This window comes from Lysinibacillus telephonicus, assembly GCF_003966145.1.
GTDB lineage: Bacteria > Bacillota > Bacilli > Bacillales_A > Planococcaceae > Ureibacillus > Ureibacillus telephonicus.
Genome location: NZ_RXNR01000001.1, coordinates 75,731 through 87,336, shown reverse-complemented (window position 1 = coordinate 87,336; position 11,606 = coordinate 75,731). Strand labels below are relative to the sequence as shown.

Sequence of the window (11,606 nt, the reverse complement as noted above, 5' to 3'; positions counted from 1 at the left end):
TATATAAGGGTGTCTCATAAGTAAGGTGTCTTCTTATGGGCACCCTTTTTCGTTTTTAGGATTAGTGAAAATAATTTATAATAATAAAAGAAAACGTTATAGGAGGGCATATGGTAAAAAAGAAAACAAAATTCTGTTGTAACTCCTGTGGTTACGAATCACCGAAATGGATGGGGCGTTGTCCTGGCTGTGGAGAATGGAATACGATGGTGGAAGAGGTTGAGGTTGTTTCGAAAGGACCGCGCGGAGCATTCCAACATTCTAATTCAGTTTCACAAAAAGCGACGCCTATTATTAATATAGAAACAGCGGAAGAGCCTCGCGTTAAAACGGAAATGGACGAATTAAATCGTGTATTAGGAGGGGGAATTGTCCCTGGTTCGCTAGTTCTTATCGGTGGGGACCCAGGGATAGGGAAATCGACATTGTTGATGCAAGTATCAGCACTCCTATCACATAAAGGACATCGAGTATTGTACATATCAGGAGAAGAATCAATGCGTCAAACAAAACTGCGTGCATCTCGATTAGGTGTGCAATCTCCCGAATTATTTATTTACTCTGAAACGAATTTAGAGCGGTTGAACCAAACAATTGAGGAGGTTCAGCCGAAATTTGTTATTGTCGATTCGATTCAAACAATCTATCATCCAGAGGTGACGAGTGCGCCTGGTAGTGTGTCCCAGGTGAGGGAATGTACCGCCGAGCTTATGCGAATAGCTAAAACGAAAGGCATTGCAATCTTCTTAGTTGGACATGTTACAAAGGAAGGCCAAATTGCTGGGCCGAGACTACTTGAGCATATGGTAGATACAGTTCTCTATTTTGAAGGTGAGCGTCATCATACTTACCGGATTTTGCGCAGCCAAAAAAACCGCTTTGGATCAACAAATGAAATTGCTATTTTTGAAATGGTCCAAGCAGGTTTAAAGGAAGTATTGAACCCTTCTGAGCTCTTTTTAGAGGAACGCTCGCACGATGCGGCAGGTTCTACGATTGTAGCTTCGATGGAGGGAACAAGGCCAATTTTAGTAGAAATCCAATCTCTTGTAACACCGACAAGCTTTAACTATCCAAAGCGGATGGCAAATGGAGTCGATCAAAATCGTGTACAGCTATTAATGGCAGTTTTAGAAAAACGAATGGGCATGTTATTGCAAGCACAGGATGCCTATATAAAAGTAGCTGGGGGCGTTAAGCTGGACGAACCTGCGATTGATTTAGCCATATTAACTTCTATTGTTTCCAGCTATAAGGATCAGGCTGTAAAAGCAACCGATTGTTTTGTAGGTGAGGTCGGATTAACAGGGGAAGTTCGTCGTGTTTCACGAGTGGAGCAACGTGTTCAAGAAGCAGCTAGACTTGGCTTTAAACGTGCTTTTATCCCAGCGTCAAACCTAGGTGGTTGGGATTATCCAAACGGCATACAAGTGATTGGAGTCGAAACAATCAATGACGCATTAAGAGCATGTTTCCATGATTTATAATTAGTTTAAAAATGCCCTTACTCTCAATTAGTGATGGAATGGGCATTTTTATCTTCATTACAGCTATGAATTGAGTGAGTGTGAGGGAACTTAGATTAAGTACTCCACGTCCTATTCCTGACGTTGCGCTTTCTCCTGCATCTGTACGACCACCAACATTATCTTGGCTAGCCAAGGAGTAATTCATTCTAATGTTGGGTAGAAATGAAACATACGATAAAATATACACTTCAAGCATCCAGTGTATTACTTTTACCTCAATTATTAAATTCCAAAGTGTAATTCGGGCAAAGTATATATGAACTATGTATAATTGAGGTTAATAAAAAGGAGGTGGAATTATGTTAAAAAGAGTGATACAAATTGCTTTCTTATTTATCGGTGGAGCGTTAGGTTTTGTTTTTTTACCGCCATTATACGAATTCATTAATTTATCATCTAATCCTTGGCTTAACAATCCGTATGTATCGGTAATACTAGGTGCAATTTTACTATTCCTTTTATCATTTTCATTATCAGACTACTTTGTTAAATTAATTGTTTGGATGGAAGGTATTTTATTTAAAGTTCCGGCCGCAGATCTGTTATTCGGTACGGTGGGGCTCATCATTGGGCTAATAGTTGCTTACTTTGTTGGTTTTGCAATTGAGCTTATCAAATTCCCAATCCTAACACAAATTTTGCCGGTTTTATTATCCATCATCCTTGGTTACTTAGGCTTCCGTGTAGGGTTTACTAAACGAGACGAACTCATTACAATGTTTTCAAAGTCTGGAGCAGTTTCAAAAAAGAAAAATACAGATGCAGCAACCACTGCTCTTGGTGAAACAAAAACATTGTATAAACTGCTTGATACTAGTGTCATCATTGACGGGAGAATTGCAGATATTTCATCCACAGGCTTTATAGAAGGTGTACTTGTAGTACCGCAATTTGTCTTAACTGAACTGCAGCATATCGCTGATTCCTCTGATACATTAAAGCGTACACGTGGCCGTAGAGGTTTGGACATTTTGAAAAAGCTTCAGGATGAACGTGCGACAACTGTTCAAATTTCAGAAGAAGATTTTGAAGATATTCAAGAGGTGGATTTAAAACTAGTTCGTCTAGCAAAGAAAATGGGCGCACAAATTTTAACAAATGATTTTAATTTAAATAAAGTATGTGAGTTGCATCATGTTCAAGTACTCAATATTAATGACCTTGCAAATGCAGTAAAACCAGTAGTTATACCTGGTGAAGACATGCAAGTTGTAGTGATAAAAGATGGTAAGGAACATAACCAAGGCGTGGCCTATTTAGACGATGGTACGATGATTGTTGTAGAAGGCGGCCGCAGCTTTATTGGACAATCAATAACCGTTACAGTAACAAGTGTATTGCAAACATCTGCGGGTAGAATGATTTTTGCGAAACCAAAAGATGAGCAAGTGGCATAATTGGCGACTATTAAATTTAAAGATAACGCGATAAAAGTTCGGTGTTTAGATTAGGATGTGGAAATTGTGCAGTATGAAGTAGTGCTTCCGGCAGCGGGCAGCGGCAAACGAATGGGAGCAGGTCAAAATAAATTATTTTTGTTGCTGGCAAATAAGCCGATATTAATTCATACGTTGGAGGTTTTCCAGCACGATGAAAACTGTTCGGGGATATGGCTAGCTGTAAAACCAGAAGAACGTGAGTATATACAACATTTGTTAGACAAGTACAGCATTACAAAAGTAAAAGGATTGCCTGATGGTGGAGAAGAAAGACAGCATTCAGTCCATTCTTGTATAAAGGAGATGGAGCAAGTCGACATCGTGTTGGTACATGATGCGGCAAGGCCATTCATTACACACGATATCATTGCAAAACTTACTTATACTGCAAAAGAAAAAGGGGCAGCAATAGCAGGCGTAAGAGCTAAAGATACGATGAAAAAAGTAAAAGATGGCATTATTATCGAAACAGTTGATCGCGATAGTTTATGGATGATCCAAACACCACAAGCATTCCGCTTTGACATAATAGCTGAAGCTGAAGATGTGGCTGAAAAAGTAGGCTTCCTAGGGACAGATGAAGCGATGCTAGTAGAGCGTCTTGGTCACACCGTACATATCGTTGAAGCCAGCTATGAGAACCTAAAGATGACAACTAAAGAAGACTTAGTATTAGGTGAAGCGATTTTGCGAAAACGCGAATCGGAATTGTTTTAAAGTAAAAACTCTCGTTAATCGGATTGATTAAGGAGAGTTTTTATTTTTCTAAGTCATATTAGATTAAAGAGCTTAGCAGATGCTTACAATTCAATATAATAGGAAATATGTTAATATATGAAGTGGTAAATTAGATAAACTAAAAAGTAAAGGATGGTGAATGCTGCAAAATCATAGACAGAATTATAATAATTCGAGCTCAACAATCGAATGATTTGGTCTAGGATGAAAGCGGCAGTACGATATGTTTCGAGTAGGACAAGGATTTGATGTTCATGCTTTTGCAGAAGGGCGTCCATTAATTTTAGGTGGGATTGAGATCCCTCATGATCGTGGACTTATTGGGCATTCTGATGCGGATGTGTTATTACATACAGTAACAGATGCGGCACTTGGTGCGATTGGTGAAGGAGACATAGGCCATCATTTCCCAGACACAGATCCTGCATTTAAAGATGCGGATAGCGCAAAATTATTAGAACATATTTGGAAAATTGTTCAGGATAAAGGTTATGTATTAGGGAATGTTGATTGTACTATTATGGCACAGCGTCCAAAATTAGCGCCATATATTGAACAAATGCGAAATCGAATTGCAGAGCTATTGAATGCAGATCCTTCTCAAGTAAATGTAAAGGCAACAACGACAGAAAAGCTGGGCTTTACTGGCCGTGAAGAAGGAATTGCTGCTATGGCAACGATTTTATTGATTAAGAAATAGTTGTTTGTCGGGAGTAATCGTACAGGGGTCCAATTAATACTATTTAGGAGGCCCTAACTAGGTTGGAAATCTCTCGAAAGATATCTGTTTTCCATAAAAAGCATCAACTTTCATTTCTTAAATCAGAGTGGTAAAATTGACAAAGTTAACTACAAGCAGTTAAGCATTCGGCGGAAGTCACAGATTTTGTAAAACCTTAGATTCGTGTAAAAGCGGATATTAAATCTGGATGCAATTACGTCGAGGCGTAATTGATTGAAACAATATAGGAGGCAGTAACTATGACAAAGGAAGTTCGCGTTCGTTATGCGCCGAGCCCAACAGGATTTTTACACATTGGTGGGGCGCGTACCGCGTTATTTAACTATTTATTTGCAAAGCATCACAACGGTAAATTTATCGTACGTATTGAGGATACAGATATCGAGCGTAATGTTGAGGGAGGAGAAGCTTCACAGCTTGATAACCTTCGCTGGTTAGGCATTATTCCTGACGAATCAATCGATATAGGGGGACCTTACGAACCATACCGTCAAATGGAACGTTTGGATATTTATAAAAAGCATGCTGAAGAGCTATTAGAGCGCGGCATTGCATACAAATGTTTCTGTACATCAGAAGAATTGGAAGCATCGCGTGAAGCACAAAGAGCAAAAGGCGTCGCTGCCCCAACTTATGATGGAAAATGCCGCCATTTAACAAAAGAAGAAGTAGCCGCTAAAGAAGCAGCTGGCATTCCCTACACAATTCGTATGCGTGTACCTGAAAATACGACATACCATTTCACAGACTTAGTGCGTGGTGATGTTACATTCGAATCAAAAGATGTTGGTGACTGGGTGCTTGTAAAAGCGAACGGAATCCCAACATACAACTATGCGGTTGTATTAGATGACCACTTTATGGATATTACACATGTTTTCCGTGGAGAAGAGCATTTATCAAATACACCAAAACAAATGATGATTTTCGATGCATTTGGCTGGGAATATCCTCAATACGGTCATATGACATTAATCGTAAATGAAGATCATAAAAAGTTATCAAAACGCGATGAAACAATTATTCAATTTGTTTCCCAATATAAGGACCTTGGCTATTTACCTGAAGCGATGTTTAACTTCTTCGCTTTACTTGGTTGGTCTCCTGAAGGGGAAGAAGAAATCTTTACTAAAGAACAATTCATCGAAATTTTTGATGAAAAACGACTTTCTAAGTCACCTTCTATGTTTGATAAAAATAAACTAACATGGATGAACAACCAATACATTAAAAAGCTTTCTCTTGAAAAAGTAGTGGAGTTGTCACTTCCACATTTACAAAAAGCAGGTCTGCTTCCTCAAGAATTGACAGCAGAACAACAAGCATGGGCAACTTCTTTAATCGCTCTATACCATAATCAAATGAGCTATGGTGCAGAAATTGTAGAATTATCAAGTCTATTCTTCACAGAAGAGATTGAATATGATGAAGCTGCTAAAGAGGTATTAGCAGGGGAACAAGTTCCTGAAGTAATGGCTGCCTTCAAAGCGCAACTCGAATCATTAGAAACTTTTGATGCACCCTCAATAAAAGATGCGATTAAAGCAGTACAAAAAGAGACAGGACATAAAGGGAAAAACTTATTTATGCCAATCCGCGTTGTAACAACTGGTCAAACACATGGCCCTGAATTGCCGGATTCCATCGCTTTAATTGGTAAAGATAAGGCGATTGCTCGAATTGAAAAATACGCTAAGTAATGACTTGCATTTTAATTGACATTTAAAAAACGTATTGTAAAATGAATTTAACTTTGTTGGATTATAAATATACCTCTATAGGTAGTTTCATAAAATTTAAAGCGTTGAGAAGGAGAAGTACGTAAATTATGTTCTCAAAGAGAGGGTCATCATCGGCTGAAAGTGACCTAGACCTCTGTTTTACGGAAATGCACCTTTGAGCACTTTGCTGAAAATAAGTAGGCAAGTCGGTTCGTCCTCGTTATTGGACTTTGAGCGGAAGGTATTATTATTTATTGTTCGGACTACCCGGGATATCGGCAATAAGGTACATTTATACCTTCAATCAGAGTGGAACCGCGCATTTTTAAGCGTCTCTGTCATTTTTTTATGGCAGAGACGTTTTTTATTTTCATTCAGCATGTGCTTTTAGGAGCTTCTTGGGGGAAATCCAACAACAAAGGGAAAAAGATAAAACAATATAAGGGGTGTTTATTGTGTTCAAAAGATTAAAGGAAGATATTGATAACATATTCGAAAATGATCCAGCTGCTCGTAGTGTATTGGAAGTTGTCCTAACTTATTCAGGTCTTCATGCTACTTGGTCGCACCGTATTGCACACTGGTTTTATAAGAGAAAATTTTTCTTTATCGCACGCGCTATTTCTCAAATAAGTAAATTCTTTACTGGAATTGAAATTCACCCTGGTGCCAAAATCGGCCGACGTTTCTTTATTGACCATGGTACAGGGGTTGTGATTGGCGAAACATGTGAAATTGGTGATAATGTTATTCTGTATCAAGGAGTTACACTAGGTGGTACAGGAAAAGAAAAGGGCAAACGTCATCCAACACTAAAGGATAATGTTTTAGTTGCATCGGGCGCTAAAGTATTAGGATCCATTACGATTGGAGAAAATAGTAAGGTTGGTGCTGGCTCAGTTGTACTAAAGGATGTACCGCCAAATGCTACTGTAGTAGGCATCCCTGGAAAAGTTGTAATTCAAGATGGCGTTAAAACTACAGATAAAAAGCTTGATCATCAAAATATTCCTGACCCTATTCAGGATCGTTTTGAAAAGCTCGAAAAGAAAATTGAAGAATTGCAGCTCCAGCTATTGGAATCTCAAAAGGAGAGATAGAATTGACTATTCAAATTTTTAATTCTTTAACGAGACAAAAAGAACCATTTGTTCCGCTTGAAGAAGGGAAAGTAAAAATGTATGTATGCGGTCCGACCGTTTATAACTTTATTCACATCGGGAATGCCCGTCCAGTTATCGTTTATGATACGGTTCGCCGCTACTTTCAATATAAAGGATTTGAAGTGAAATACGTTTCAAACTTCACTGATGTTGATGACAAAATTATTAAAGCAGCTAATGAACTAGGTGAAGAAGTTTCTGAATTAACGAATCGGTTCATTAATGCTTATTTTGATGATATTACTGCGTTAGGTTGTAAAAAAGCAGATGTACATCCTCGTGTAACAAATCATATGGAAGATATTATTTCGTTTATCGGTACTCTTATAGAAAAAGGGTATGCTTATGAATCACAAGGAGATGTTTATTACCGCACACGTAAATTTGATGGCTACGGAAAACTTTCACATCAGTCGATTGATGATTTAAAAGTTGGGGCACGTATTGAAGCCGGTGAGAAAAAAGAGGACCCGCTTGATTTTGCGCTTTGGAAGGCGGCAAAACCGGGTGAAATCAAATGGGAGAGTCCTTGGGGAGATGGTCGACCAGGATGGCATATTGAATGTTCTGTAATGGCTCGTGAACATTTAGGTGACACAATTGACATTCATGCAGGAGGTCAAGACTTAACATTCCCTCATCATGAGAATGAGATTGCGCAATCTGAAAGTTATACAGGGAAAACCTTTGCTCGTTATTGGATGCATAACGGTTACATTAACATCGACAATGAAAAAATGTCGAAATCACTTGGTAACTTTGTTTTAGTAAATGATATCCGTCAGCAAATTGATCCCCAGGTTTTACGTTTCTTTATGCTGTCTGTACATTACCGTCACCCAATTAATTTTGCGCAAGATTTAGTTGAATCAGCACGTTCGGGTCTAGAACGACTTCGTACAGCATATTCAAATGTTCAATATCGCTTAAGCGCATCAGCAAACTTATCAAAAAATGGTGAAGAATATTTAGCGAAAATTGATGAAGTGAAAAAACAATTTGAAGTTGCAATGGACGACGACTTCAATACTGCAAATGCAATATCTGTATTATTTGAATTAGCGCGAATTGCAAATACGTACTTAAATGAAAGCAATACTGAAGAACGTGTGCTAAAAGCGTTGATTGAAACTTTTGATGTTCTTGGTGAAGTATTAGGCATTAAATTTTCCACTGAAGACGAACTTCTCGATGAAGAAATTGAAGCGTTGATAGAAGAAAGAAATATCGCACGTAAAAATCGTGATTTTGCCCGTTCTGATGAAATTCGTGACCAACTGTTAGGCATGAATATTGTTCTTGAAGATACTCGTCAAGGTACACGTTGGAAACGAGGTTTGTAAGATGCCGCAACTGCGTGTAGAAGATGTGAAACAATTAAATGCGTTAGCTTTAGCCTATATGGGGGATGCTGTTCTTGAGCAAAGAATAAGAGAGCATCTCCTCATAAAGGGGACGGCAAAACCAAATAGATTGCACAAAGAGGCAACAAACTATGTTTCTGCAAAAGCCCAGTCAATGATTGTTCACCGTTTAATCGATGAGAACTTTTTAACTGAGGAAGAAATTGCAGTATATAAAAGGGGCCGCAATGCAAAGTCTGGCTCTGTACCTAAAAACACCGATGTACTAACATATCGTAATAGTTCAGGATTTGAAGCGGTGTTAGGCAGTCTTTACTTAACAAAGCAAGTGGATCGTGTGAATGAGATTATTGATTATGCTATTCAAATAGTTGAACAATCAAAGGGGGCTTCGTAACATGAGTGAGCAAAATGGTGAAATGATTGCTGGAAAAAATCCAGTACTTGAAGCGCTTCGTTCAGGCCGTGAAATTAATAAATTATGGGTAGCTGAAGGGGTAAAAAAAGCAGGAATTCATGAGTTGTTAGACTTGGCTCGTGAACGTGGCGTCCTTGTTCAATTTGTTCCAAAGAAAAAAATCGATCAATTATCGGATGCAAACCATCAAGGGATAGTTGCCTCTGTGGCAGCTTATAAGTACGCGGAGTTAGAGGATTTATTTAATGCAGCAAAGGATAAAAATGAAGATCCTTTCTTCCTCATTTTAGATGAGTTGGAGGATCCTCATAACCTTGGTTCTATTATGCGTACTGCTGATGCGATTGGCGTACATGGCATTATTATTCCAAAACGCCGTGCAGTTGGACTGACTGCTGTTGTGGCGAAGGCTTCAACTGGTGCGATTGAACATGTTCCGGTTGTTCGTGTTACAAACCTTGCGCAAACGGTCGATGAACTAAAAGAACGTGGTATTTGGATAGCTGGTACAGACGCAAAAGGTTCGGCAGATTACCGAAAGATGGATGCAACCCTCCCATTAGCTATTATTATCGGCAGTGAAGGACGTGGAATGAGCCGTTTATTAAAAGATAAATGCGATTTTTTATATCACTTGCCGATGATTGGTCATGTTACATCACTTAATGCATCTGTGGCTGCTGCGTTGTTAATGTATGAAGTGTACAGAAAGCGTCAAGAAAAGAATGGATAAGATGCGTTATGCAAACGATTTTACTTGTTGATGGCTACAACATGATCGGCGCATGGAAAGAGCTGCGTCCTCTTCGTGATACTAATTTTGAGGAAGCCCGTAATCGCCTGCTTGACCTTATGGCAGAATATAGAGCTGCTATAGGGGCGCGGGTGATTGTTGTGTTTGATGCCCATTTAGTTCCAGGTGCGCAACAAACCTATGTTCAAAATGGTGTTGAAATTATTTATACTAGAAAAAATGAGACAGCAGATGAACGTATTGAAAAGTTAACAAATGAACTAAAGGGAAGAAAAATTCAAATCTATGTAGCTACCTCAGATATGACAGAGCAAAACGTAATTTTTGGAAATGGTGCACTTCGAAAATCCGCACGTGAATTAGAAATAGAAATGGAAATTATACAATCAAACATCTCAGCAGAAGTGAAGACGACACACGAGGAAAAACCGAAATCTAGAATACCTCTATCAAAAGAAGTTGAACTAGCTTTTGAGAAATGGAGAAGAGGTTTGAAATAACTAATTGACCGATATTTTCCATTTCCGTTATACTGTTCGTATTAGAATATCGAACGTTACTGGGGTGAGGCCGTTGCTAAAAGGTAGTCAAACACAAGTGTTACACCGATTTGAAGAGCTGTCAGATGAAATGCTTGTTGAGCAAGTACATCAAGGTAATACAGAAGCGTTAGATTATTTAATTACGAAATATCGGATGTTCGTTAAAGCGAAGGCACGTTCTTATTTTTTAATTGGAGCAGATAGGGAAGATATTGTCCAAGAAGGAATGATAGGTTTATATAAAGCAATACGAGATTTTAAGGGGGACAAGCTTTCCTCATTTCGTGCGTTTGCGGAGCTTTGTATTACTCGCCAAATTATAACTGCTATAAAAACGGCAACGCGTCAAAAGCACATTCCGCTTAATTCCTATGTTTCTCTCGATAAACCAATTTATGATGAGGAATCAGATCGTACATTAATGGACATCATTACGAGTTCGGAGTCAGAAGACCCTGAGTATTTAATGATTAATCGTGAAGAGTATTCACGCTTGGAAGAAAAGATTGGTGAAATATTAAGTGAGCTTGAGCAACAGGTACTTGCGTTATATTTAGATGGGCAATCGTATAACGAAATATCAGAAGAACTGAATCGCCATGTAAAATCGATTGATAATGCCCTGCAAAGAGTAAAACGCAAACTAGAGCGCCATCTTGAAATTGGTGAAATCGGATAAGCTAGCATTTCCGCTTGTTGACATCATAGTTATTAGGTGTTAGTCTTTAAAAGACAAAATGCCGAAATAGGTGAATTTCAAAATGGCAAAGAAGATAGTTTTATGCTGTGAGAAATGTGGGTCAAGAAACTACTCATTCAATGAAAAAGAAGGTTCAACAAAACGACTTGAATTGAAAAAGTTTTGTTCCCATTGCAATGAGCATACCGTGCATAAGCAAACACGATAACTTTATTCATCAAATAACATTGAAACATAGAATAGATGATTTTTTCGGAGGTTAAGCTAGAATGGGCAAGATTAAGCAATTTCTGCATGACGTAATGTCAGAAATGAGAAAGACAAGCTGGCCAAAAAGTAAAGAGCTTACAAAATATACAGTTGTCGTAGTTTCAACAGTTATTTTTATGGCAATATTTTTTGTGTTAGTTGATTTAGGCGTTTCGAAACTATTCCGTTGGTATTTAGATTTATAATTCATGCAATGTTAATATTTTGAAAATAGCCCGTCTTGAAG

The 11,606-nt window shown here is 38.4% G+C and carries 13 protein-coding genes and 1 other annotated feature; all 13 genes read left to right on the top strand.

Annotation, left to right across the window (positions count from 1 at the left end):
* The first annotated feature begins 110 nt into the window (after positions 1-110).
* The 13 genes from radA (at position 111) to secE (ending at position 11,565) form a co-directional block, all read left to right on the top strand.
* Positions 111-1,487: a DNA repair protein RadA gene (gene radA / locus EKG35_RS00505; protein WP_126292347.1), complete on the top strand. Its 1,377-nt coding sequence runs from the start codon at positions 111-113 to the stop codon at positions 1,485-1,487.
* 341 nt (positions 1,488-1,828) lie between these two features.
* Positions 1,829-2,926: a PIN/TRAM domain-containing protein gene (locus tag EKG35_RS00500; RefSeq protein WP_126292346.1), complete on the top strand. Its 1,098-nt coding sequence runs from the start codon at positions 1,829-1,831 to the stop codon at positions 2,924-2,926.
* A 66-nt stretch (positions 2,927-2,992) separates the two neighbouring features.
* A complete protein-coding gene (gene ispD, locus EKG35_RS00495) occupies positions 2,993-3,685 on the top strand; it encodes a 2-C-methyl-D-erythritol 4-phosphate cytidylyltransferase (protein ID WP_126292345.1) in 693 nt (230 codons plus the stop codon).
* 244 nt (positions 3,686-3,929) lie between these two features.
* Entirely contained in the window at positions 3,930-4,406 is a 477-nt protein-coding gene (gene ispF / locus EKG35_RS00490; protein WP_126292344.1) for a 2-C-methyl-D-erythritol 2,4-cyclodiphosphate synthase, read from the top strand.
* Between the two features lie 281 nt (positions 4,407-4,687).
* Positions 4,688-6,148: a glutamate--tRNA ligase gene (gltX, locus tag EKG35_RS00485; RefSeq protein WP_126292343.1), complete on the top strand. Its 1,461-nt coding sequence runs from the start codon at positions 4,688-4,690 to the stop codon at positions 6,146-6,148.
* Between the two features lie 95 nt (positions 6,149-6,243).
* Positions 6,244-6,509, top strand: a binding site (T-box leader).
* 115 nt (positions 6,510-6,624) lie between these two features.
* Positions 6,625-7,269, top strand: a complete 645-nt coding sequence (gene epsC / locus EKG35_RS00480) for a serine O-acetyltransferase EpsC (protein WP_126292342.1) — start codon at positions 6,625-6,627, stop codon at positions 7,267-7,269.
* Between the two features lie 2 nt (positions 7,270-7,271).
* Positions 7,272-8,675: a cysteine--tRNA ligase gene (gene cysS, locus EKG35_RS00475; RefSeq protein ID WP_126292341.1), complete on the top strand. Its 1,404-nt coding sequence runs from the start codon at positions 7,272-7,274 to the stop codon at positions 8,673-8,675.
* A gap of 1 nt (position 8,676) precedes the next feature.
* On the top strand, positions 8,677-9,093 hold the full coding sequence (locus tag EKG35_RS00470; protein ID WP_126292340.1) for a Mini-ribonuclease 3: 417 nt from the start codon (positions 8,677-8,679) through the stop codon (positions 9,091-9,093).
* Position 9,094: 1 nt separating this feature from the next.
* Positions 9,095-9,847, top strand: a complete 753-nt coding sequence (rlmB, locus tag EKG35_RS00465; protein WP_126292339.1) for a 23S rRNA (guanosine(2251)-2'-O)-methyltransferase RlmB — start codon at positions 9,095-9,097, stop codon at positions 9,845-9,847.
* 8 nt (positions 9,848-9,855) lie between these two features.
* Entirely contained in the window at positions 9,856-10,368 is a 513-nt protein-coding gene (locus EKG35_RS00460; RefSeq protein WP_126292338.1) for an NYN domain-containing protein, read from the top strand.
* Between the two features lie 73 nt (positions 10,369-10,441).
* The gene (gene sigH, locus EKG35_RS00455) at positions 10,442-11,089 is read left to right on the top strand and encodes an RNA polymerase sporulation sigma factor SigH (protein WP_126292383.1); all 648 of its coding nucleotides are present in this window, start codon (positions 10,442-10,444) and stop codon (positions 11,087-11,089) included.
* A gap of 82 nt (positions 11,090-11,171) precedes the next feature.
* Entirely contained in the window at positions 11,172-11,318 is a 147-nt protein-coding gene (gene rpmG, locus EKG35_RS00450) for a 50S ribosomal protein L33 (RefSeq protein WP_126292337.1), read from the top strand.
* Between the two features lie 61 nt (positions 11,319-11,379).
* Entirely contained in the window at positions 11,380-11,565 is a 186-nt protein-coding gene (gene secE / locus EKG35_RS00445) for a preprotein translocase subunit SecE (RefSeq protein WP_126292336.1), read from the top strand.
* Positions 11,566-11,606: the final 41 nt, after the last annotated feature.